Here is a 23491-nt window from a genome sequence, read left to right as displayed (position 1 = left end):
AAACTATCAGAGAATCCAAAAAAGAGTATATTTGCAACATTGTTGCAAAAAGAAAATAAAATGCCTCATTACAAAGCAGTTCTGTATGCCTGTTTATGGCAGTTGTTTTTTTCCGGGAGTGGCATGGCGCAGCACTGCCGGCTACAGTTAGACGGGCGTATTGTTGATGAAAAGGGTGTGCCCCTTCCTGCTGCTACCATTTACATAGTAAATAGCGGACAAGGAACGGTCAGCAGCTCCGACGGCTACTACAGGCTGGAAAAGCTGTGTCCGGGACTTTATATCATTGAAGTTTCGTTTACAGGCTATCAATCGCTTTATGATACCTTGCAATTGAGTACTTCCCTGCATCGCAATTACCGTTTATCGGAAGCCCCCCTGACTGTAGGTGAGGTAATGATAGAAAGCAAGCCTTTTCTTTATGAAAGTGTGGTGGTAGAGACCATCAACGAAGAAGCACAATGGCGCCAAGCCGGCAAGCCGCTAAGCCGCATGCTGGAAGAGGTAGAAGGTGTAAGCAGCTTGCGCACCGGTGCCGAAATAGCTCAACCGATGCTTCACGGTTTTTGGGGCAACCGTCTGGCGCTAAATGTAGAAGGCAGCCCTTTGGGGAGCCAACGCTGGGGTGCCGAGCATGCCCCTGAAGTGGACCCGCTGGCTTATGACCAAATAGAGGTTATCAAAGGGGCGCAAGCCGTGCTGCTGGGAAGCGATGCCATAGGGGGCGCTGTGGTTCTTAAGCAGCAAGCCCTAAGCGACGTGGACAGCCTGCGGAGCCGGTGGGTATTGAACGCACACAGCAATGGGCGGGGCTTTTTGTTGCATCAAAAAACCAGCGGACGCCTCTCCAAACAATTGGCTTTCAGACTACACAGCACAGCAGCGCGCAGTGGCGACCGTCAGGCAGCCCACTATATGCTTTCCAACACCGGCCATCGTCGCCTAAGTGCCGGTATGGGCTTGGGCTACCGCTTCCACCGGTGGGATGCCGACCTGCAATATGACTACTTCGGCGCAGAGAACGGTATCCTGCGGGCAGCTCATACGGGCAATCTCGATGACCTTGCCCGCGCCATGGAACGCCAAGAACCATGGTACATTGCCCCTTTCAGTTATGAAATTGAGCACCCCAAACAAGAGGTCGCGCATCATAGTTGGCGCCTGCAATCGCACCGCCATGGCCCGAAGGCCGATTGGCGTTTTGTGTATAGCTTGCAGATAAATACCCGCAAGGAGTATGACGTGCGGCGGGGCGGCCGCAGCAAGCTGCCTGCTGTATGGATGCGCCTCCTGCAACAGCACCTGCGTGTGCAAAGCGATTTTCATTTTTTGAAACAGATAGAGAGCAGTTTGGCGGCAGAATGGCTTTGGCAGGACAACCTGAATCGCACCGAAGAAACCAATACCCGTCCTATACTGCCGGATTATCGCCGTCAACAGGTGAGTCTTGCCTGGGCAAACACCATTCCTCTTGCCCACATGGAATGGAACTGGGGCGTTCGCTTTGACTATAACAGTGCGCAGGTGTGGATTTTCGACTACCAAAACCGGCTATTCACCCCTGATTTTAAGAAGCTGAATGTTCAGTTCAATGCAGGCTTTCACACGCACCTGTCAGAGGCATGGTCATGGACTTCTTCCTGGGCATGGAACCGCCGTCTGCCGGCCATCAATGAGCTTTACAGCCAAGGGCTGCACCACGGCAGTGGGTGGATAGAAGAAGGACTGCTGGTAGATACCAACGGATATTATGCGCCCGGGACCGAACTACGATTTGAGGAAACTTACCGCTGGGTAAACCAGTGGGTATTTCACAAGGGGGCACACCGGCTAAGCCTCACGCCTCACCTGAGTTATATTCAAAATTATGTAAATCTGGAAGCTGCCGACTTGCGTCTTACCATCCGGGGCGCCTTTCCTGTGTTTCGCTATCATCAAACCGACGTACTGTGGGCGGGCAGCGATTGGTTGTGGGAATGGCAGATAGCTCCCTTTCTGAAAACCACACATAAAGGCAGTGTGCTGTGGGCTCACGATATAACAAGGAATGCCGGTTTGAACCGGGTACCGCCTCCGGCATATCGCGGGGCTTTCGTTTGGCAAAAAGAAAGATGGGGAAAATTCTCGGGCATACAAGTAGAACTGGCGGCCGAATATGCGGGTATTGCCTGGTCATTGCCGGCGGTAGTCGCTCCTGCCGAGGTAGGCAGCCGCCCGGAACAGCAAACACAAGCCTGGGATTTCATGCCGCCCCCCAATGATTACTGGTTGTTTCATTGGCGTATAGAAGGCAGCTATACGTCGCACTGGCGTTTTGCCTTGGAAGTAGAAAACCTGTTCAACCGGGCTTACCGCTCTTATCTGAACCGTTGGCGGTACTTTGCCGATGACTTGGGACGCAATGTTTCCGTTTCTGTTCAATATATGTTTCATTAAAACTCAAAAAAAGTATGAGAAAGCAAATTTTCTTTTTCGCAGTTGTGCTGGCAGGCGTATTTATGAGCGCTTGCAAAAAAGACGACCCCAAGCCGGTCAATGAGTCGGAGCTCATTACTACTGTGGAGGTTACCTTCACCAATCAAAACGATGCCTCGGATGTGGTTACGCTTCGCTGGTACGATGAAGATGGCGACGGTCCTGCTGCACCGGTCATCACCAACGGAAGTTTGAAAGCCGGCGCCACGTATCAAGCGCAAGTAAAGTTGCTGGATGAGAGCAAATCGCCTGCCGAAGATATCTCTTTGGAAGTGGCTGAAGAAGCCGAAGAGCATCAGTTGTATTATGGCTTCGGAAGCAGTTTGTTTGCCGGTTTTGAGTATCTGGACCAAGACAGCAACGGGCAACCGCTGGGCTTGCGCTTCCGGGTTACGACGGCGTCCGGTGTGGCTGCAGCCCAAAATTTCACTGTGTTGCTCATTCATGAAGGCGACAAATCGAAAAACAATGCTTCAACACCTTGGGCTTACGATGCACTCATAGGCGGCGAAACCGATGTGCAGGCGACGTTTAGTGTAAGTTTACAATAAGTTCAATAGACCAAATGTGCAAGAAAAGCAGCCCTGCCGGGTTGCTTTTCGTTTTTAAACATAAGCAACTATCTTTGCCGCAATAAACGGCTGTTTTAGATGCGCTCTTTACTAAAAAAATTATTTGCTTCTTCGCTATTTCAGAACTCCATTGCCAGCGGTTTTTGGCAGTTAAGCAATCTTTTAACTCCCCTCATTTTGGTTCCCTATTTGCTTAACACCTTGGGAGAAGCACAATATGGCGCTTTTGCCTTTTTACAAACACTTATGGAGTATGGTTTTTTGTTAACCGACTATGGTTTTCTACTTTCAGCAACCAAACGTGTAGCCCAAGAAACCTCTCTTTCTCGCAAGGCGCAACTACTGCTTCATGTTACCTTTATCAAGGTTGTCATTACTCTTCTTCTTGGTCTTTTCATTTTTATAGCGTTCACCTATTTGCATGTCAAGGAATATGAGCCGGCAGCTTTTATTTCTTTATTTCTAGTCATTTTAAGTTACTCAATCTTTCCCATGTGGTATTTTCAAGGGATTGAAAAATTCAAATTCATAAGTATGCTCAACGCACTTAGCAAGGCTGTACTTGTAGTGTTTGTACTAACAACCGTAAAGACAGCCAACGATCTAAGTTATGCTGTGCATGCTTACGCCGTATCGTATGCTTTTATGGGAATATTCGGAATGAGTTATGCTATTTATACACTCCGCCCAGCCCTGCACTCCCTGCTAAACGTAAAAGATTGGCTCGATTCAAAAGAAGTACAAGGCTTATTGAAAGAGGGGCTGCCTTTTTTTACAAGTGCGCTTGTGCCTACCCTTTACACCCACTTACCTACCATTGTTCTTAAGCTTTTCACCAACAACCTATTGGTAGGATTGTTTAGTCTATCTTTCAAAGTCATCATCATTGCAAAATATGCATTATCTGCATTTGTAAATGTAATTTACCCAAGAGTTTGTCACAAAGCCACCCAACTGGCAATTAAAGCACTTAATAGTTATATAAGAAAAGTTTATACTCCATTATGGATAAGTTGCTTATTTGGTTGTATTTTCATAGCCTTACTTGCTCCTTGGATCGGCTCTTTAATAGGAGTTGACAGTCAAAATGTAGAGATGTTTACCAAGTTGCTGAGAATTTTGTCGCCCATTCCTTTAATCGTTGCCACGCATGTCTGGTTTAGCCTTCCCTTAATAGCCTACGGACACAATCAAGTGTTTAGCCGGGCTATTCTTTCAGGGGGGGGGTTGGCTTTAGTATGGCAAGGTATTTGTTGCCTATTCTGGCAGCAAAATCCGCCAATGCTCACCTATGCTGTATCGCTGGGGATTGTATTCACAGAAATAGTCATTGGTGTTCTGTTTTACATAGGTTACAAGCGGAAGTATGCGCTCATGCATGCAATAAAAACAAGCTAAAAACGGAATAGAAAACACTGATAAATATGAAAATTTTTGCAAGCGTTGTTACTTACAACCGCCTCCCTCTTTTAAAAGAATGTATTGACCGGCTGCGCAAACAAACACGCAAGCCCGATAAGATTATTGTTATAAATAATGGCAGCACAGACAACACGCTCGATTGGCTACAAGCACAAAATGACTTAATGATTGTGAATCAAGAAAACAGCGGGAGCTCCGGGGGACAATACACCGCCGTAAAAACTGCTTATGAGCAAGGGGCAGATTATGTATGGCTGATGGATGATGATTGCATGCCTGAACCGGATGCCTTAGAGCAGCTGCTAACATTCTTAGAAAAGCACCAACTTCATGGAAAAGCAGTAGTGACCTGTGTTCCCCACAGCAATCAAGAAGATGACAAAGTATGCTTTCCAATAAGTGAATATCCTTCTAAAAGAACATATTTTAGACCATCGGAAATAAACAATCAAGAAGCCATTCGCTCTCTTTTTTTCGGTTTCCTGGGAGTACTATTGCCCAAAGAAGCCATTCAAAAAACAGGGTATCCCAACCCTCATTATTTTATCCGCTGCGATGACGCAGAATATGCACTTCGTCTTAAAAAAATCAATTTCCCTATATACATTGTTACGAAAGCAATAGTAAGGCACCCCAGTCCCAAGCATCTTCAGAAAAAGATTTTATGGATTGATTTGACATTCCCTATTGATGACTACCACAAAATGTTTTATGAATTGCGAAACTCTATCCATACCTTAAAAAAACATGCACACCCTCTTGCTTTTGTAGGAAAGTACCTCCCTAAATATTTGCTCATTGCTACTTACAAAGCGATGAAAATCGACAAGTCGCCTAAAAATTTATGGATATACCTTAAGGCAATTTTCCATGGGCTTACCAATCGCTTAGGAAAAGTTGATATAAAATAAATTCAAAATCAAAAAACACAGGATATGTACGATTACCTGATTGTAGGAGCCGGTTTATTTGGCAGCGTCTTTGCAAGAGAAATGACGGATGCAGGTTACCGATGCCTAATCATAGACAAGCGTCCGCATACGGGGGGAAATGTATACACAGAAAAGCGGGAAGGTATTGATGTTCATATGTATGGACCTCATATATTTCACACCAGTGACGACAGGATATGGGCATACGTCAACCGCTTTACCAAGTTCAATCATTATGTCAACCGCCCCAAGGTGTATTATAAGGGAAAGATCTATTCTTTTCCGATTAACTTATTTACCTTATACCAGTTATATGGAGTAAAAACTCCGGCAGAAGCGCAGAAAAAGCTGGAAGAAGTAAAGGTGCCTATTGCCAATCCTCAGAATTTAGAAGAGTGGGTATTATCGCAGGTAGGACGAGAAATCTATGAAATATTCATTAAAGGGTATACCATGAAGCAATGGATGTGCGATCCGAAGGAGTTACCCACATTCATCATTCGGCGCCTCCCCATCCGGCTTACCTTTGACGACAACTATTTTAACGACTGTTACCAAGGAATTCCGGTGGATGGTTATACCGGCATGGTGGAGCGTATGCAAGAAGGAATAGAAGTGCGACTCAATACCGACTATTTTGCCAATAAAGAATACTTTGACAGCATTGCTCAAAAAGTAGTTTTTACAGGCAAGATAGATGAATTTTTCGGTTATCGATTCGGAGAACTGGAATACCGTACTTTGCGCTTCGAGCATGAAGTACATGAAGGAGACTACCAAGGCAATGCCATTATCAATTATACAGAGTATGAGATTCCCTATACGCGTATTTGCGAGCATAAGCACTTCACTTTTGGGAAGCAAGCCAACACAGTAATTACTAAGGAGTATCCCGAAGCATGGAGCAAAGGCAAAGAACCTTACTACCCCATCAATAACGAGCGCAATAATAAAGTCTACAAGCAGTATGCAACGCTTGCCGAAGAGTTAAAAGACAAATACATTTTTGGGGGGCGCCTTGCTGAGTACAAATATTACGATATGCATCAAGTTATTGGCTCCGCTTTGGCTAAGGCTAAAAAAGAAATCGAGTTACAAAAAACTGCACATTCATAAACCTTTGTATTTCAATGAAGAAGAATAAAAAGGTAATAGCGGTTGTAGTTACTTACAACCGCTTGGAGCTATTGAAACAATGTATAGAAGCCCTTCGCAAACAAAGCCATCCTTTAGAGGGTATTCTTGTTGTTAATAATGGCAGCACTGACGGAACCTCTGAATGGCTCGCCGAGCAGAAAGACATATATGCCGTACATCAAGAAAACTTAGGTGGTGCCGGTGGGTTTTATACCGGATTTGCAGAGGCTTTGAAACAAAATGTTGATTGGGTTTGGGCTATGGATGACGACTGCATTGCGCATCCCGAGGCTTTACAAGCACTTGTGCAGCAGGCCGATGATCCCAACAACATTTACTGCAGTGTAGCGGTAGATGCCCAAAAGCCGGAGCAGCTTTGTTGGATTACCAAAGACATCGATGGACGTAAAATAAAAGATGTAAAACAGCTGGGCGAACAACCTATAGAAGTATCGGGAGTGCCTTTTTTGGCTATATTCTTATCTACCGTATTGATTAAAAGAATTGGGTTTCCTATCAAAGAATTTTTCATTTGGGGCGATGACACAGAATATTGTTGGCGGTCACGAAAGAAAGCCAATAGTAGAGTTTTTTACATTCCCCAAAGCAGGGTATATCATCCGCCAACAGAGTATGTACCTATACATTTGCTTCCATTTATTCCCCCTATCCTTCTTGTAAAGGCAGCTCCATGGAAGCTATATTATAGCTTTAGGAACAATACTTTTACCAATAGACTTTATAGTCCTCCATTTAAGTATTACTTTTTTTACCTTCCCAAAACCATTGCCAAGCTATGGTTGTCCAGAAAACATATATTTAAAGATGCAAGCAAGCAGCATTTAAAGAAGATGTTTAAAGCCATTTATGCAGGGCACCGGGGGAAACTGGGCAAGGTTGATTACGAGCGTTTGTAAAAATAATAATAACAATCAAGCATCTGAGGAAGCTTTTGCCTCGGCGAAAGTAGCTTTGCCTGTACTTTCCCGGGGCAAGCAATACCACAGGCTGCCTATCCACATATACCACACAATTCCCTTCTGATTGCTCAGATAGCAATCTATCATAAGTGCCGCAAAGAATGCCACGGATTGAAACACATACCAATAATTGCCCCGCCGGATGCTCCGGATTACCGGATAGAGAAATACGGCAAGCAAAAGCAGCAACCCTATTAGCCCGTGCCGCACAGCCTCTTCCAAAAATTCATTGTGTGTGCTATATCCCTGAAGCCAGTCCCACCCATTGGCAGTATAACAAGCATTCAGGGCTTGTGTAGCATCGCCGGTGCCCACCCCAAAAAGAAAGGTTTTCCAGTCTTGCGTCCATACTTCCACGCCGCAATGCCATTGCCCCAAGCGGTGGTAGAAGCTGTATTGCAAAAAGCCTATAATATCAAATACTGACCGAGAATTAATCTTATAGTCGATTGCCATTTGATATTTCTCATGCTCCCATGAATGTATAGAAACCAAGAAGGACAATAACAGTAATGTTAAACCTATCGGTACTGCATAAAGAGTCAGTTTCCATAGCGGTGCTGATATCTTTTTGATAATCATGCAAAAAACAATTCCGGCAAGAGCAACCATTGCTGCTTTTGCTCCTATCAACAAAACTCCTCCAATTAGAATACTTGCAACTGTTCCCCAGGATATTCTGTGCAAAAGGGCGTGTGATTCTGTTATTTTAAGAAAAGCGATTAAAAATGATGATAATAAATACATACCAAAGTGGCCATGATGAAAGGGGGTGCTTCTTCCTATGATCCACATACTAACAACCCCATGTTTTTTGAAAAAAGGGAATACACCGCCCAAAGTATAAGACAAAGCAAATAGTACCGAGACTACAAATATAGTCAATAAGAAGTCTATGTATTTCTTACTAAGGACAGGCGCCGTTGCCCACATCCAAGGCACCAATACAAGCAGCATGTGCACTTCCAAGTTGAAAATGCCTTCGCTATAATCGGCAGTCCACAGCAGCCCTATGGCAAACAACGCATACCATGCCCAATGCAAAAGCATCCAAGAACGCTCTCTCCACTCATGCCATGCCGGCCGGTGGTAAAGATTGTATAAAAAGGTCCATAACATCAGCAGAAGCGTGCACGCTCCATTGAGGTGCTCATGCCAGGGCAGTGAAGCTATCACCAAAATGAGCAGTACGAAATATACTTTCTTATTCAAAATTGCCTTCATATGCCTTACGATAAAGCTCTGCCATTTGCCGGGCATTGAAATGTTGTTCACATAGACGCCGCGATTCTTTTCCCATGTGAGCTATTTTTTCTTCCGGTGCCTTCAGCAAGTCATGCAAAGCGGCAACAGCTTCGTCGACTTTATCGAACAAGAAACCATTTTGGTTTTCTATTACTAAATCCTCATTTCCGACACACCGGTGCAAAAGTAAAGGTTTCTCGCACATCATGGCTTCCAAAACTGCAAACGGCAGCCCTTCCCATAAAGCAGTAGATAAATACACATCAGCCTGCTTGAGCAGGGCTATCACCTCAGCCTTGGACAGCCAACCGGTAAGCTCTATGTTGGATGCGGTAAGTTCGTGGCTAAGCTCACCTTCACCCACCCAAATAAAACGCAGGTGAGGCTCTTGCTCAAACCGTTGTGCAATTTGGTTGAACATAACCGGGTTTTTCTGTATGGAAACCCTTCCCACAGTAAGTACTACCTTTTCTTCCGGTTTGTTCTTTAGCTTTCTCGTTACCGGATACTCTTCCGGGCAAAAAGCCGTACCATTATTGATATAAGTAGCACGAATGCCTGCTTTTTTCATCAAGGCAGCCTCGGAAGCCCCACAGGCAATAACCCTGCCGGCGTAAGCCGCAGCCACCCACTCAAGCAACACATAAAACAGTCGCATTGTCTTGCTAACGTCTTGGCGTGCAAAAGCAAGCCCATTAGGCGTATAAATAAGCCGCTGCCCGGGCACTACGCCTCTTAGTGCGAAGCGGCCCAAGAAGCCGGCTTTGGATGAGTGCAAGTGAATTGCCTGCACGGAATGCTCTCGTTGTATTTTCTTTACAATACGGCGAAGGCTACGGAATGCTTTCCAGTCCATTATTGGGTGTACTTCCCGCTGAGCAAAAGGCCACTCCACAAAACCGGCATTCTCCGGGAATTGTTTTCGCACAGCGTCTATATCAACCCCTCTTTTACCATAAATGATGATGTGTCGATATCCGGGTTGATTTTTTACTATCTGTAGAATAAATTCAATAATTCCTCCACCAAATGCTTCTGCTACATGGATAATTGTCTTCATGCGTTATTTACTGAATATTCAATCTGCGTTTTAAAAAAAGAATCCAAGAATATGGCAGTAGCAACAAGGTACAAGCTCTTAATAAACCCAACCAAAAATAAAGGTTGCCGAAATTCCGGTTTGCCCAAATCACTTTTATCTCGGGATTTCAATTGCTGTTCGTTTGGTGCATGAAATTCCTTCGGGTTCCATCACATAAGTAAGAGATTGGGGAATAACTGCTGTTGAATTGCTTTACAAATTTAAAAAAATAAGCATAATCCTCTGCTGCCGGGTAGTTCATACGGATATAAACCTATATCCTAATGGCTGACGCGCATTATTACAGAGGGATGAATAAATAGACACTTTTAAATACATTTTTTTTTTAATTCTTTGATGCTCGTAGGAGTCTTATAAGGTAAATAGTTTCCCCTTCGTAGTCATAAAAATCGACCCAGATCCCAGAAGCGCCACTTCCGGATGTTCATCCATATATCGCTCCTGAATAGCAAAACGCTCCGGATGACAAATGTCCCCACAATCTAAGCGGGCAATATAGGGGCAGTCAGGGAAATGGCGGAGAATATATTCTAATCCTTGATTCAATACATGTTCAATGCCACGATTTTGCTCGTTCAATAGCAAGACCAGCTCCATTTTTTGCCCAAATCGTTTTTGAAGCTCAGCCTCGCCGGGACGTTGTTCGGCTCTGCTACCGTCATCTACTATTAAAACACGCACTTTAGGATGCGACGAGATGCTCTCCAATGACTTGTACAATCCTTCAAGATTATTGTAATGTGGGATGAGCACTGTAGTTTTGATTGTTTGATTGTCCATACTTCGTACCTATGTAAAGTCCCAATACTAAATAAAAATAAGGCTCCCCGCCTCTGAATTGCACAAGTCCGGCTACAAGATAAAGTATTAAGGATAGTAGAAACAAATTGTTACGGTTCTTAAATAAATAGTCTTTCACTAAATTTGCAGCCAGAATAAGAAACAACATACCACCAATAGCACCAAAATCACTAAGAATTGGATATAGATATTATGAACATTGTCTTCGGGAAAGGCTTTCTCCTTCATCTTTTCCATCACCGGCACGGTATTACCTGCCCCCACGCCACTCCACCAACCTAAGCGAAGAGCTTCCGGGTAAGCCTCCCATAGCTCAAAGCGCCCTTGCATGCCTTTATCTTCTGTTTTACCAATATACAGCAGTCGTTGCAAGCCCACGAACTTTTCACCCACGGCTTCCCAGTCCACAGATGCTGCCGCATACATTACCCCCACAACCCCTAAAACTATTAAAAGCTGCCGCTCCCATCTACGAACATAGGATGAAAAATAAAATAAAAAAGCTGTTACGACATTCAACACAATGGCTACCCGGGACGCGTAAATGAAAGCTACAGACATGCAAGCCCCCCAAACAAGATAAAAAAGCCACTTTTTATTTTTGGACATAAAAAAAACCGAAAAGAAAGCAATCCAAGTGGCTTCCAAGTTAGGTCCTCCACCGTAAAACATGGGGAAATAGGGGTGCCCACGCCAGGGCTCATTAAAGAATAAAAGAATGGCATCGAAAAAAACAACCATTTTAACATAAACAGCTGCCAGCATGGCAAGCAGCGTGTACCGTATAGCTTTTATGATGGCTTCTTTAGGCAAAGACAGACCCCAAAGCACACCCAAAAACATGGCTATAAACGACAATAAATAATTGATTAAAAGTTTATTAAAACCATGAATCCAATATCCAACAATCGAGCTAAAAACAACCCACACCACCCAGTGCCAGATGTAGTTAGGAATGTACTTAGTAAGTGCTCTGAATGAATAAATCACAACAGGTACAGAAAGAAGTAAAATTAACTGATACACCTTTACTACCACTCCGCTTTCTTCTTGCTCAAAAACCCATCCTGTAATGGATAGTGTTTGTAAGTTCATAAATAAGAGCAGACAAACAACAGCCATGTGGCTGCTTGTTTATTTAAACGGCCATAAACAGGGGCTTCACCCAGGGAGTATATCGAAAGATCGTTCGACATGATTTTAATAGTTTAGTCGTGCAAATCTTTTTGATTGTCAAGATAATAAGCGATCGTTTTCGTAATACCTTCTTTTAAACTTGTTTGATGCTTCCACCCCAACGCATGCAAGCGTTGCACATCCAGCAGTTTGCGCGGTGTGCCGTCGGGTTTGGAAGTATCCCAGTCAATGGTGCCGGTGTAGGCGGTCATCTCCTTGATAAGCCCGGCCAGCTCTTTGATGGAAATATCTTCACCCGTCCCCACATTGATGATCTCTCTCTCATCATAATGTTTCATCAAAAAAAGACAGGCATCGGCAAGGTCATCGACATACAAAAACTCGCGGCGTGGGCTGCCGGTCCCCCAAACAGATACCGAAGATTGCCCTTTTGCTTTGGCTTCCAAAAACTTGCGAATCAGTGCAGGCATGACATGGGAAGTCTGCAAGTCAAAATTATCGCCCGGACCATAGAGGTTGGTAGGCATGGCACAAATAAAGTTGCAGCCATACTGATCGCGGTATGCCTGACACAGCTTAATGCCGGCAATTTTAGCCACGGCATAGGGTTCGTTGGTAGGTTCCAGGGCACCGGTCAGCAAATACTCTTCTTTGATAGGCTGCGGGGCAAACTTCGGATAAATACAAGAGGAACCTAAGAACAAAAGCTTTTTTACGCCCTGTCTGTATGCCTCATGAATCACATTGGACTGAATCATGAGGTTATCGTAAATAAACTCGCCCCGGTATGTATTGTTGGCCAAGATACCGCCTACTTTTGCTGCCGCCAAGAAGACGTACTCCGGTTTTTCCTCTTCAAAGAAACGGCGTACGGCTGCCTGTTCACGCAAATCCAACTCTTTTGAAGTGCGTAAAACAAGGTTTGTATATCCTTCTGCTTGCAGGCGCCGCACGATGGCACTCCCTACCATGCCACGGTGGCCGGCTACATATATCTTGGCTTGCTTCTCCATGTCTTCTATTCGTGATAGTTTTTGGTTTTATGCCCGCCCTCTTTCAGATATTTGTCACGCTCAAAGAGTTGCAGGTCTTCCCGCACCATCTCTTTAACGAGCGCATCCAAATCATAGGAAGGGTTCCATCCCAATTGGCGGCGTGCTTTCGATGCATCGCCTATCAACAAATCGACTTCTGCCGGGCGAAAATAACGTGGGTCCACCTGAATGACCACTTTACCTTCGGGTAACTGAAAATCGCCATGACATGCAGCTACTACTCCCCGCTCTTCGACGCCTTCACCTTCAAAACGCAGCTCTATGCCCAACTCTTGAAATGTTTTACGGGCAAACTCACGTACAGAAGTGGTTACGCCCGTAGCTATTACAAAATCCTCGGGTTTTTCCTGCTGCAGCATCAGCCACATGGCTTCCACATAATCTTTGGCATGCCCCCAGTCCCGGCGGGCGTCCAGGTTGCCCAAGTACAAAGTGTCTTGCAAGCCCAAAGCGATGCGTGCCGCTGCACGGGTTATTTTACGCGTAACGAAAGTTTCGCCTCGTAATGGGCTTTCATGATTAAACAAGATGCCATTACAGGCGTACATACCATAAGCCTCGCGATAGTTCACGGTAATCCAATAAGCATACAGCTTGGCTACGGCATAGGGCGAACGGGGATAGAACGGCGTGCTTTCTTTTTGCGGGATTTCCTGCACCATACCATACAACTCCGAAGTGGAGGCTTGATAAATACGGGTTTTGTGCGTGAGCCCCAGAAGGCGCACAGCCTCTAATATGCGCAAGGTACCCAGGCCATCCACATTGGCAGTGTATTCCGGCATTGCAAAGCTTACCTGCACATGCGACATTGCCCCCAAATTGTAAATTTCATCGGGTTGTACTTCCTGTATAATGCGGGTAATGTTCAGAGAGTCGGTCAGGTCACCATAGTGTAAATGAAAGCGCACTCCTTCATCATGGGGGTCCTGATAAATATCATCTATCCGGTCAGTATTAAACAGGGAAGTGCGTCGCTTAATACCATGCACCTCATAACCTTTCGATAGTAAAAAACGGGCCAGATAAGCACCGTCTTGCCCGGTGATGCCTGTAATGAGTGCGCGCTTGGTCATAAATATGGTTATCGTTTTGTGCAAAAATAAAAATATTCTTTATTTGCAACGGTTTCAAAAGTTATACACAACGATGAATCAAGCCTCACCCAAAGAAGATTTCGACTTAATCGATGTTGCTGTCAGTGCATATCGCTTGTTCAAGCGTTATTACCGCATTTTTATTTTTTTCCCCGTAGCCTGTGCACTCTTAGCACTCCTTTTGTCGTTTGTTCTCATTAAACCGGTGTATCAAAACAGCTTCATCGTTTACTTTCGCGTGCTTAACCCGGATGAAGCCCTTCAGCTCATCAAAGACTTAGAAACACTCAAAGAAGACAACTATCCCGAGGACCTGGCTCAAGTGCTGGGGATTAGTGAAGAACAAGCCCGCAACTTAAAAAGCATCACGGCACGACGTGTTGAAGGTAAAAATAACCAGCTGAGCCCCACGGTTATTGTTGAGTTTGAAACTACCAAGCCGGAAGACTACGAGTCCATCCAAAATGCTTTGGTAAGCTACCTATCCGAAATTCCTTATGTAGAAAAAGAAAACAACCTTTTTCTCAAGCGTCAGAAGACTTTGCTTGCGGAAATACAAAGCCAAATCCAGCGCCTCGACAGCATGCACATGGCTTTGGTGGGTACCATCAATAACTTAAAAGACAACCAACAACTGCTCATCAATAGCATTTACACAGAAATAATACAACTAAAAGAAAAGCAGCTGGCAATTGAGAGAGAACTCCAATATCCCGAAGCTGTGCGTATTGTAGAGCCTGTGCGCCCCCTAAGTAAACCGACCAAAGCGTCCCCTAAGACCAATGTGCTTATTGGCTTTTTCGTGGGCTTCTTTTTGGCAATTGCATATGCTTTCTTCCTTGAAGTCAAACGACGGGCAGCGCAAGCCGTCTGATGGGTCAAGGGAAGAAATAATGCTGTAGCTGAATCTGTACTACCGGATAGTTATGAATATAGGAGCGTCTGAACAAAGGCGCTCCTATTGCTATTTCCACGCGGGTATTAGAGCGAATGATCTTTTGCATACCAACATAGAGCTCCCAGTAGTGCTGCCCGGTATGCAGCTCACTGCTTGCCGGTACCGGCTCCCCATCTTGAATAATTTTTACATCGGGGTACTGCTTACCCATCATTTCCACATACAGGTTGGTATTGGTTTGGTTGTAGTCTCTGTACACCCTCGGATACAAAAGATAACCCAATGAAAGGTTATACTTCCATGCAGTTCCATATTCCATGCGTGTAGGCAGGTTACCGCTCTGCCCTTCATAAGGCTGTGGCACAATCACGCCCAAGGTGTAGGAAAGCGCCCAGCGTTTATGCAGTTTGGTAATCACCAGACCGGTGCCCCAACCGCCCGTATCATCATATAAGTTGGCTTCTGCCTCTTCGTGTGGATTGTTGGCAGTAGAATATTCAGCATAAACAGCTGCACGGAAGTGGTCGTTGCGCTCGTCTTGTTTTAAAAAAAGATACTTGGTGTAGAAGTGGGTGCCCACATAACGGTAAGGATATGGTATCACTTGCTGCGGGTTATTAGAGAAAAATACGGTTTGAGTGCCTATGTGGTAATGGTTCACCAAATCGGGCGGCAGGTCACGGCTATGATGATTGGAAAAAGCCGGTTGCACCCAAATCATCCATCGCCCCGAGAGCCCGTAAGCCAAACGCAAGGCATGCATCAGCCGGAAGCGGTCGGTGCTGTTGGGCTGCTCGTTGGGGTAGTGCATATGAATGAGACGCACAGCCAAAGCCCCTTTCGGAATGTTGCTTGCCGGCTCATTGAGTATATACAGCTCTTGCGCCCGCCCCCCCAAAGAGAACAAGCAGAGGATTCCCCACCAGCAAATATATTTACTCATCTGCCGGCTCATCATAAGGCGTTTTACTTACATACCAAATATTGGAGAGGCACTCCGCACAAGCCTGTGCAGGCAAAGAATGGCGGCGAACCCATTGTTTATAAGCCCGTTTTGACAGGATCGTTCTTCCTGCCACGTACACCCTGAGAAGAGGCGTGTCGTTTTCTTCTCCCGGCAACCACAGCAAACACCCACCCGCCAGGCGCGTGCACGAAGCAATGGCAACAGGCGATACAAAAAGCAAAGCCACCGAACGCACCGAAAAGCCGGCTTCTTCCACGGCACGTTTCAGTAAAGGCAACTGAAGTTTTTCGTTTGTTTCCACGTAGGCTATGGTTGCCTGCAAATCGACACGCACAGCCTCAACACCCGGCTGCTTGCGCAATGCTATTTCCACGCTACGCATGCACTGCGAGCAGGTGAGTCCGTCGATACCCAACTCTACCACATACTCCTGGGCGTAAACGCTTATGGACAGTAGCCATAAGCCCAACAAACAAATTTGATTTTTTAGCATAGAATCCTTTGCTTTGTCTGTAAAGTACAAAGCCTTTAACCGTTCACCCTTATGATACAACGAGCATCTATTTTCTTTGTTTTCCTGCTAAGTTATACATCTTTTACATATGCGCAAGTCAACGAATCCTTGGCCTTTGAGCAGGCCAAACTGCGTATGCTATGCGAAGCCATTCGTTTCAACTATCAGTATCAGGGGCAAGCTGCTTATGTAAAGACGCTGGACTGCAGAAGCCTGAAAGCCTTGGGGAAAAGCATTCCTTCGCGTTTCAAAAGCTCTACCCGCCTGTATAAAACCTATGCCGCGCGCACTTATAGCCAGTTGCCTGACCTCGAAAGCCGTCTTGAAAAGTTACAAAAAGACCTGATAGCAGAACTCGAAGGCATAGGGCAAGTGGCGCATGGTAACAATAACAAAAAGCTGCAAGAATGGAATAGTGCTCTACTCCGGCTGAATCGCGAATTTGAAAACATACGCACAAGCGCCATACGCCAATATTTATCACCGGAGAGCGAAATAGATATGTCTTCCCAAAAAGAAGAAACTTCCGGTGAAGTAACTTCTCTTCAACAGATAGAGGTTCCTGCCCCTGTTGAAAGCTATTCACCTCTGCAGAAAGAAGAGGTCCCCCATGGGCATCATGGTTTATGGATTATCGCTATCCTTTCTGCATTCGTTGCATTGGCAGCTGCCGGCACCGCCTATGTGATTCATGTACGTAGCAAGTCAGAAATCGCCGCGCTTCGCGAAATGCTTTACGAGCGTTATAACTTGCTGGATCGACGGTTTGACCTTTTTTACAAGCAGCTGTCAGGCCAAGAGCAACAAAAGTCTCCGGAAGCCCCTTCCCGCGATGAGCATGACACTCCCCCGCCCACAGATAGCTGAATTATTGAATAATCATAAAACGAAGAAGCCGCCTTTAAAGGCGGCTTCTTCGTTCTCTTAAAAACCTTCTTGTTCCTCTTCCTCTTCTTGTGGTGTTTCTTCCTGCGGTACAGGCTTGGGTGCCCCCAAATACTTCGCCTTAAAGTCTTCCACGAACAGGCGGGCACTTCCCGGCTCCAGCAACTCAAAGCCATAATCTCCCTCCCGCTTGGGTTGTTTGCCCCGGGCAAATTGATTATTAAACTCATCGACAGACGATACAGCCCTCAGCACATGGTTTTGCATGGTAAAATAAAACCATATTTCATCATTGACCTCCAAATAACAATGCCATACTTCGCCGGCTTCTGTTTTCTGTATTTCCATGTACCCGGTATAAGCAGCATTGATATCCTGCGCATAAGCATTGGACACGCCAATGGGCCCTACACTGTAAAATGCCCGTTCTTCGGGTGACCAACGCAAATCAACCCGCGAAAGCACCAAAGCAGCCGATGACAGTTGTTTGTCGGCAGTTACCAAGGGGATGGACATCTGCTCCTCGCTTGCCTTTAACTGCGCTTCTATATATGCTTGGGTTGGCTTATCGCCTATAATCTCTACCAGTTTCCATTTGAGCTCTACGGGGTCCGGCTCTGCCACCCTTGCGTTTTCTGGCTTGTTGAGTGCCATCAAGTTACCCATGATTGAAAAGGCAGAGCGTGGCGCGGGAATGTCCAACAAAAAGAAGGCATTGAATTTATATTCATCGCTTTTTAAGTCTACTTCCGCGGTAGCCGCCTGCTTCACATAAGGCATAAAAGTTTCGCCCAGCAATCGAATATTGCCATCCAAAATGATTTTGGCAGTTTCGTCGTCAAAGACCAAACGGTTGCCTTTCAGCTGCTCGCCGGCTACTTTGCGCGGCGGGGCTATCTTAAATTCGTTCAAAGCAGCCGTATAAACCAATTCGCCGGAAGCCAAAAAGAGTTCTTCATCTGTAAACTTGCGTTTATTTTCCAAGAAGGTAGCATATAGTACCCCATCTACCGGGTCATAGAACAAACCGGAAGTCAACACATCGGCTCCCACGCTCAACTTTTCGGGTACTTGAATGACCACTTCGCCCGAATCGCTCTTGAACGGTATCCATGCGTCCAGGTCTTTACGGCTTTGCAGATCCAGCCTGATGAAACCGTCGAATTGTAAGCCCGGCTTAGGTGCCACCATGGTCACATTCCCTTTAAACTGAATGCGTGGCGCCATGAAGAATTGTTCTATTTCTTTGACTTCCCCGGTAGAACGTGTATAAACTACCTCTTCCCACTTGGAGCGCCGCTTGGTAGTATCGCCAACTATATCGCGTACCAGCTCAAAATCATTGAAGTGCAAAACAAAGGTATCACCGGCAATATTCACATAGCGATAATCTGCCCGCCCTTCAAAGGCAAGCCGATGCTCTATCTTTATCTTTCCGTTAACAAAATGATGGTATTGGCGCAAGGTATCCACAATCACTTGTGCATTTTGCAACTCTTGCACATCAGCGCCACGTAAAACTGTGATTTCGCCTTTATCGGGAATCACCTTTGCATCGGCGGTAATAATATAAGGCACGCCGGTCAGGTCCAGGCGTGGCTCCTCTATGTTTCGTATATCGTAAACGCCCCCGGTTGCATGAAAGCGTAAATCTTTATTTGCTTCTGCTACATCCATGTCTGCATACTTGGTCGAATAAAAGACCGAGTTGCTGTCGCCCTGCATGCGTATTTCTTGTTTGTTGAGGTCCCAAACGGCCTCGGCTATCGAAGTCCGGAATTGAGCATAAGGAAAGCCTATAAACGGAAAGGCCGGGTTGGCTTGCATAATGTCAGGAACCGGCGATATTTTGCAAACTCCTCCGGCCAAGTCGAAGTCCACATTCACACCATTGCCTTGCAAAATGGGCGGATGCGTATAGAAGAAAACATCATCGATGGCAAAAGGATCGGTTTGATGAGAGTTCACCCTAAACTCCGACTCTTTTGCCCACAGGTGCTTAGACTCAATGCGTATTTGAGGGGAAAGTACCCAAAAATCCTTGCGTGCTAAAATACCATCTGCCCAGAAGGCATTGGGCGTAATGGCAATTTTACCGTCTTTGAATGCAGCGGGGTTGTTTTCTTCAAAGATGGTAACCGGTGCATTGGGGCGGGTAAACAACAGCATACTGTCCACCGCCACCGTGTCTTCTATTCCTGTGATATTGGTTACCCAGCGTAAGCGCAGCTTGTCGCCATAAGCACGAGGGTAGTCCGTTCCCTCAAATATGGCTTGACGTGTATCGAAGCTGGCTTCATAAGCGGTAAGTGAGTCGGAAGTAATGATAAACTGTGGCGAACGCACCGTTGTAGTCAGATGCTTAATTTCATTGTTTCCCAACGCCACCAACTTGGTTTTGTACATTACCAGAGAATCTGTTTTAAGAGTTCCTGCTGTATGGTAGAGCTTATAGGGTCCGGACGGATAGTGCACAAAACCCAAAGAATACTTGGAGTCGAAGCCGTCATAATCGGGGTCAAAAATAGGCTGCAGCTCTTCTTCCAAGGGCTTGAAGAAGTTGGAATAAAACGTACCCTTAAACTGTGGCAACTTGGCGGTCAGGCTGTCTATGAAAATACCGGGTATTTTAAAATGCACTTTCTGACGATGATACCCCCCCCGTTGACGATACAGCTGGTCGAAGTAGATGGTCCCACCTTCTTTAATGCTTAGCTTGGGGTAAGCTTCATAAGTCTCATCGGAAACGCCCGGAATGGGTCCAAATTTCAAGCCTGACTTATTGTTGGCATAGTTGATTTGCAGTTCACCGGCACCCCAACGAATCTCTTCCCCCAGCCATATTTTCACATTGGGGTTTTCCACGTCGGGTATGGAGAAAAGCATGGTGTCTATTTCGCCCATTGTCAAGCGAAATTCTTCATAGGGTAAGACGAAATTTTTACCGATAAAGCGGAAGTTACCCACTGTCACTTCGCCTTCCTCAAGCATGATGACCCGGTTGCCAAAAATTTTAATCTCTTTATACTTCGGAATCACCGATACATTCAGTTTTTTACTCAGGTCGAAGCGCTCAATACCCCGGATGGTAATGCCCCCCCCTTCCGCATCGATGGTTGCATTGGGCATGGGCGGCCCGGGAAACCGTTTGCTCAATACGTAGAAGCCTTCCACCTCGTCCAAGTAAAAGTTTGCTTCATTGTAGTCGTAGCGGCGCAACTCATAAAACAACTTGTACACATAGTCACGCTTAAAGTTTGGAATGTTCATGGTATCTTCCACAACAATGGCCGTGTCGGGAATGCCTGCCAGTGAGTCGGGGCGGCTCTGCAAGCGCCATTTAGTGAAATATACATCTAAGCCCTCCAGCTTGGCCAAGTACATTTTTTCTTTAGGGAATTTAAAACGAATGGTATCATATGCCATGGAGTCGCGGCGTGCATCGCGTGGCGAAAGCGAGGTTATCAGCATGTCGTCGAAGTCATGGTAAATATATTTACGCATCCCTTCGGGCAGCTCTCGCGCATATTCTTCGAGCGAACGTACCGGTTTGCCGGCGGTTGTGTCTTTGCGCACCAGGTGATAAATACGCTTCATCACTTGCTTATATTGCTCCGAAGCGTAATTGTGCGTGGTGCGGTTTAATATTTTCACCGTACCGGTTACTTCATTGTATATTACAAAGCCCTTACGCTCCATCTGACGCACCATGCCCACAATGGTTTTGTAATCCTTGTGGGTAATTTCCAAAAGCGCATCCAGGTAGATTTCGCCCTCGCCCAATTCGTTGTAGTATCCGTATCGCTCCAAGGCAGCCTGCAAAACACGCACGGGATGAAAAGGCTGCAATCCTTGCAGACCGACAAAGTTTTCCTCATCGAAGTAGCTGAACGATTCGAAGGTGGCCGGTATCCGGTCTTTAGCTCCTACAACATAAAAATCCATGCTGTTGGATTCTATGTCATAAGTAGCCACATCGGCAGAGATATAGATTTTGTGGTAATTATCGATAAAGGGCATATCCACATTGCTCTTCTCTCTAATAAACTTGATGATATGCCGCTTGCCGCCATCTTCTGTTGCTTCAATATCATAGTTCATTGCTACATTGAGATGAAAGAGCGAGTCGCCGGCAGCCATATAGAAAGAGAAAGAAGCGGCGGGAGATGACAACTTATTTTTAACCAGCAGAAACTCACGTGCCTGTATTTGCAGGTATTTTCTTCCGTTATGTGTTACCTGCAAACGGGCGGTATTTTTATTCCGGGCAAAACCAAACAAATACTTACCTCGCAACCCCACGCCCCCTTCATAAACAAAATACTTACCCAAGCCTTCAAGGCGTATGTTTTCATCGTAAGAAGTAAACAAAGGATAACGGGCTTGGTCTTCTTTGGCGCGCTGCTGACTCACAAACTCGAAGCGCCCTTTTAGAGGCTTGGGCAACATGCCTTCATAATAAAGCGTGGTGTTTTCTGCCCGGAAACGCACCTCTTTGACCGGATGCGCCCAGTAACCGAACTCCAAGCGCACCGGCAAGCGTTGAGTAGCCCGCACCGAGTCGGCCAGGGTTCTTGCCGACAGGTTGTTCCAGTCAAAAATCCCCCCTTTGGCTATCAAAGCATCTTTTTCAAAGCTAAACACCCCTTGTACAGCAGTGAAAGCCACCGAGTCATAGGGGGTCATATAAACTACATCTACTTTGGGAAATACAATCAAGGCACCGGCAGGAATGGCTTGCGCCGCATCTTCAGGTGCGGTCTGAGGCTCTTCTTGCTGCCGGGTATCCTCTTCCCATGTCCCATTGTCTATGTTTTCTTCACCGTTCAGGGCAAAATCATCTTCCGGGGCAGCCGGCGGCGCCTCAGGCACCAGCTTATCTATCCATGGATAATTGGCCGGTGCTTTCTTCTCCACCCATACAAAATCGTAAGTAGGTGCAAAAGCATAGAGCCGGTTAAAATTGGATGAATACAACAAAGAATCGGCCACTACGCTATGCAGCCGCTCCAAATAGAGGCTCATGGCTTTGGAAGGGTATTCCTGAAATGCCCGCTTGGTTGTCTGCAGGAGGTTTTGCAGGCGGTTGTTGTCCCACCCCTGCTCTTTAGCGAGCGTAATCACTTCCAACCACTGCTTCCACTCGACCGCCGGCCGCAGACGCTTCTCCAAAATCACTTGCGAAACAGCGATGATATCGGCCTGCTGCGCGGGCGAATAAGCACCGACCCGCCATTGCTCTGCAAAGCGAGTGGCAACAGCCGTTGCCTGAGTATTGCCGGTCGCAAGCATGCTTTTTTCTACCTGTGCAATAAACTCATCGGCTTGGGTAGAGAGCTGTTGCGCCCACACCGCAACCGTAGAGAGAAAGACGAGCATGCAGCACCGGGCTACCTTCCAAAGCATACGACTCATATTTATATCTTTTTTGTTTAGGCTTCCTGTTTTTTTATGAAGTGGGCACTGACCCATTCATTTTTTTGCTTCATTGCGACAAAGACCAAGCCATTTGCTTCGGCTGCCTGTCGAATGAGCGGCATATCATCTGCCAGAAAACCACTCAACAGCAAATCACCCCCCATCACCAAATGACGTGCATAATCCGGCATTTCGTCCAAAAGCACATTGCGGTTGATATTGGCCAGTATCAAGTCATAGGGCGATGCCTCCAACTTCACACTTCTGACAGTACCCTGTTGTACGAAAATTCTCTCGCACCGGTTAAGATACACATTTTCAAGGGCATTTTCTACTGCCCAATCATCAATATCGTAGGCATCTATGCGTTGCGCCCCTCTTTTTTCTGCCATAATGGACAAGATGGCCGTGCCACAACCGGCATCCAAAACCTTTTTTCCCTCCTGTGGCAGCTCCAGTTGCCACGCAAGCATCAGGCCGGTGGTAGGGTGATGCCCCGTACCGAAAGCCATCTTGGGCGTAATGACAATTTCATATTCTGCTTGCGGGACCGCTTCGTGAAAGCTGGCACGAATAAAACAGCGCCCTTCCACCCATACGGGCTCATAGCTGCGCTCCCACACTTCGTTCCAATTGACATTGGGCAGCTCCGCAATGGTATATTCCACCCCTTCGAAAGGCTGCAGCGCTTCCTGTAAACGCTCCGGTGACCAATTTTTCAAGGGAATGTAAGCCTTTAGCTGCTGCTCCTCTTCTACAAATCCCTCGTAGTCAATAAAAGAAAGCGCCGCCACCAGCTGCTCGTGCCATTCGGCGGGCGCTTTCAAATTCACTTCTATATATTCCATACCTTG

Annotated in this window: 18 protein-coding genes; 8 read left to right on the top strand and 10 right to left on the bottom strand. The window is 46.0% G+C overall.

Annotated elements, in window-relative coordinates; translation table 11 throughout:
- Positions 1-60: 60 nt before the first annotated feature.
- From QVE43_RS09935 to QVE43_RS09910, 6 genes are all read left to right on the top strand, one after another.
- A complete protein-coding gene (locus QVE43_RS09935) occupies positions 61-2436 on the top strand; it encodes a TonB-dependent receptor (RefSeq protein ID WP_288006717.1) in 2376 nt (791 codons plus the stop codon).
- A 14-nt stretch (positions 2437-2450) separates the two neighbouring features.
- Positions 2451-3026 carry a hypothetical protein gene (locus tag QVE43_RS09930; protein WP_288006714.1) on the top strand — a complete coding sequence of 192 codons (576 nt, stop codon included), beginning with the start codon at positions 2451-2453 and terminating at the stop codon, positions 3024-3026.
- A gap of 99 nt (positions 3027-3125) precedes the next feature.
- Positions 3126-4445, top strand: coding sequence for an oligosaccharide flippase family protein (locus QVE43_RS09925; RefSeq protein WP_288006711.1), 1320 nt, complete (start codon positions 3126-3128; stop codon positions 4443-4445).
- Positions 4446-4471: 26 nt separating this feature from the next.
- Positions 4472-5380, top strand: a complete 909-nt coding sequence (locus QVE43_RS09920) for a glycosyltransferase family 2 protein (protein WP_288006708.1) — start codon at positions 4472-4474, stop codon at positions 5378-5380.
- A gap of 24 nt (positions 5381-5404) precedes the next feature.
- The gene (gene glf, locus QVE43_RS09915) at positions 5405-6517 is read left to right on the top strand and encodes a UDP-galactopyranose mutase (protein ID WP_288006705.1); all 1113 of its coding nucleotides are present in this window, start codon (positions 5405-5407) and stop codon (positions 6515-6517) included.
- A gap of 14 nt (positions 6518-6531) precedes the next feature.
- Entirely contained in the window at positions 6532-7455 is a 924-nt protein-coding gene (locus tag QVE43_RS09910; protein WP_288006702.1) for a glycosyltransferase family 2 protein, read from the top strand.
- A 15-nt stretch (positions 7456-7470) separates the two neighbouring features.
- Here QVE43_RS09910 and QVE43_RS09905 read toward each other — a convergent pair whose 3' ends face one another.
- From QVE43_RS09905 to gmd, 6 genes are all read right to left on the bottom strand, one after another.
- Positions 7471-8742: an O-antigen ligase family protein gene (locus tag QVE43_RS09905; protein ID WP_288006699.1), complete on the bottom strand. Its 1272-nt coding sequence runs from the start codon at positions 8740-8742 to the stop codon at positions 7471-7473.
- On the bottom strand, positions 8723-9823 hold the full coding sequence (locus QVE43_RS09900; protein ID WP_288006696.1) for a glycosyltransferase: 1101 nt from the start codon (positions 9821-9823) through the stop codon (positions 8723-8725). Before QVE43_RS09900 ends, QVE43_RS09905 begins: the two co-directional genes overlap by 20 nt.
- A gap of 393 nt (positions 9824-10216) precedes the next feature.
- Positions 10217-10645: a glycosyltransferase family A protein gene (locus QVE43_RS09895; RefSeq protein WP_288006693.1), complete on the bottom strand. Its 429-nt coding sequence runs from the start codon at positions 10643-10645 to the stop codon at positions 10217-10219.
- 138 nt (positions 10646-10783) lie between these two features.
- Positions 10784-11788, bottom strand: a complete 1005-nt coding sequence (locus QVE43_RS09890) for an O-antigen ligase family protein (RefSeq protein WP_288006690.1) — start codon at positions 11786-11788, stop codon at positions 10784-10786.
- Positions 11789-11874: 86 nt separating this feature from the next.
- Positions 11875-12816 carry a GDP-L-fucose synthase gene (locus tag QVE43_RS09885; protein WP_038031033.1) on the bottom strand — a complete coding sequence of 314 codons (942 nt, stop codon included), beginning with the start codon at positions 12814-12816 and terminating at the stop codon, positions 11875-11877.
- Between the two features lie 5 nt (positions 12817-12821).
- Positions 12822-13934 carry a GDP-mannose 4,6-dehydratase gene (gmd, locus tag QVE43_RS09880; protein WP_288006686.1) on the bottom strand — a complete coding sequence of 371 codons (1113 nt, stop codon included), beginning with the start codon at positions 13932-13934 and terminating at the stop codon, positions 12822-12824.
- Positions 13935-14007: 73 nt separating this feature from the next.
- Between gmd and QVE43_RS09875 the strand changes: the two genes are divergently transcribed.
- Positions 14008-14829, top strand: a complete 822-nt coding sequence (locus tag QVE43_RS09875) for a hypothetical protein (protein WP_288006683.1) — start codon at positions 14008-14010, stop codon at positions 14827-14829.
- A gap of 4 nt (positions 14830-14833) precedes the next feature.
- On the opposite strand, the gene QVE43_RS09870 is transcribed toward QVE43_RS09875, so the two are convergent.
- Positions 14834-15796 carry a hypothetical protein gene (locus tag QVE43_RS09870; protein ID WP_288006680.1) on the bottom strand — a complete coding sequence of 321 codons (963 nt, stop codon included), beginning with the start codon at positions 15794-15796 and terminating at the stop codon, positions 14834-14836.
- Positions 15789-16313, bottom strand: coding sequence for a heavy-metal-associated domain-containing protein (locus tag QVE43_RS09865; protein WP_288006678.1), 525 nt, complete (start codon positions 16311-16313; stop codon positions 15789-15791). Before QVE43_RS09865 ends, QVE43_RS09870 begins: the two co-directional genes overlap by 8 nt.
- A 51-nt stretch (positions 16314-16364) precedes the next feature.
- Here QVE43_RS09865 and QVE43_RS09860 point away from each other — a divergent pair, with 51 nt between their 5' ends.
- Complete coding sequence (locus QVE43_RS09860) at positions 16365-17201, top strand: hypothetical protein (RefSeq protein ID WP_288006675.1); 837 nt, start codon at positions 16365-16367, stop codon at positions 17199-17201.
- A 57-nt stretch (positions 17202-17258) separates the two neighbouring features.
- Here QVE43_RS09860 and QVE43_RS09855 read toward each other — a convergent pair whose 3' ends face one another.
- Together QVE43_RS09855 and prmA are read right to left on the bottom strand one after the other, a co-directional pair.
- Positions 17259-22634, bottom strand: coding sequence for a hypothetical protein (locus QVE43_RS09855; RefSeq protein WP_288006672.1), 5376 nt, complete (start codon positions 22632-22634; stop codon positions 17259-17261).
- A 17-nt stretch (positions 22635-22651) separates the two neighbouring features.
- Positions 22652-23485 carry a 50S ribosomal protein L11 methyltransferase gene (gene prmA / locus QVE43_RS09850; protein ID WP_288006670.1) on the bottom strand — a complete coding sequence of 278 codons (834 nt, stop codon included), beginning with the start codon at positions 23483-23485 and terminating at the stop codon, positions 22652-22654.
- Positions 23486-23491: the final 6 nt, after the last annotated feature.

It is taken from the genome of Thermonema sp. (assembly GCF_026003375.1).
Taxonomy (GTDB): domain Bacteria; phylum Bacteroidota; class Bacteroidia; order Cytophagales; family Thermonemataceae; genus Thermonema; species Thermonema rossianum.
This window is presented reverse-complemented; position numbering and strand designations above follow the sequence as displayed.

Excerpts from the sequence above, each read along its gene's own strand:
- QVE43_RS09895 (WP_288006693.1), bottom strand. The coding sequence starts at position 10,645 with ATGGACAATCAAACAATCAAAACTACAGTGCTCATCCCACATTACAAT.
- QVE43_RS09910 (WP_288006702.1), top strand. The coding sequence starts at position 6,532 with ATGAAGAAGAATAAAAAGGTAATAGCGGTTGTAGTTACTTACAACCGC.
- gmd (WP_288006686.1), bottom strand. The coding sequence starts at position 13,934 with ATGACCAAGCGCGCACTCATTACAGGCATCACCGGGCAAGACGGTGCT.
- QVE43_RS09875 (WP_288006683.1), top strand. The coding sequence starts at position 14,008 with ATGAATCAAGCCTCACCCAAAGAAGATTTCGACTTAATCGATGTTGCT.
- QVE43_RS09905 (WP_288006699.1), bottom strand. The coding sequence starts at position 8,742 with ATGAAGGCAATTTTGAATAAGAAAGTATATTTCGTACTGCTCATTTTG.
- QVE43_RS09870 (WP_288006680.1), bottom strand. The coding sequence starts at position 15,796 with ATGAGTAAATATATTTGCTGGTGGGGAATCCTCTGCTTGTTCTCTTTG.
- QVE43_RS09920 (WP_288006708.1), top strand. The coding sequence starts at position 4,472 with ATGAAAATTTTTGCAAGCGTTGTTACTTACAACCGCCTCCCTCTTTTA.
- QVE43_RS09885 (WP_038031033.1), bottom strand. The coding sequence starts at position 12,816 with ATGGAGAAGCAAGCCAAGATATATGTAGCCGGCCACCGTGGCATGGTA.
- glf (WP_288006705.1), top strand. The coding sequence starts at position 5,405 with ATGTACGATTACCTGATTGTAGGAGCCGGTTTATTTGGCAGCGTCTTT.
- QVE43_RS09865 (WP_288006678.1), bottom strand. The coding sequence starts at position 16,313 with ATGCTAAAAAATCAAATTTGTTTGTTGGGCTTATGGCTACTGTCCATA.
- QVE43_RS09860 (WP_288006675.1), top strand. The coding sequence starts at position 16,365 with ATGATACAACGAGCATCTATTTTCTTTGTTTTCCTGCTAAGTTATACA.
- QVE43_RS09925 (WP_288006711.1), top strand. The coding sequence starts at position 3,126 with ATGCGCTCTTTACTAAAAAAATTATTTGCTTCTTCGCTATTTCAGAAC.
- QVE43_RS09935 (WP_288006717.1), top strand. The coding sequence starts at position 61 with ATGCCTCATTACAAAGCAGTTCTGTATGCCTGTTTATGGCAGTTGTTT.
- QVE43_RS09930 (WP_288006714.1), top strand. The coding sequence starts at position 2,451 with ATGAGAAAGCAAATTTTCTTTTTCGCAGTTGTGCTGGCAGGCGTATTT.
- QVE43_RS09900 (WP_288006696.1), bottom strand. The coding sequence starts at position 9,823 with ATGAAGACAATTATCCATGTAGCAGAAGCATTTGGTGGAGGAATTATT.
- prmA (WP_288006670.1), bottom strand. The coding sequence starts at position 23,485 with ATGGAATATATAGAAGTGAATTTGAAAGCGCCCGCCGAATGGCACGAG.
- QVE43_RS09890 (WP_288006690.1), bottom strand. The coding sequence starts at position 11,788 with ATGGCTGTTGTTTGTCTGCTCTTATTTATGAACTTACAAACACTATCC.
- QVE43_RS09855 (WP_288006672.1), bottom strand. The coding sequence starts at position 22,634 with ATGAGTCGTATGCTTTGGAAGGTAGCCCGGTGCTGCATGCTCGTCTTT.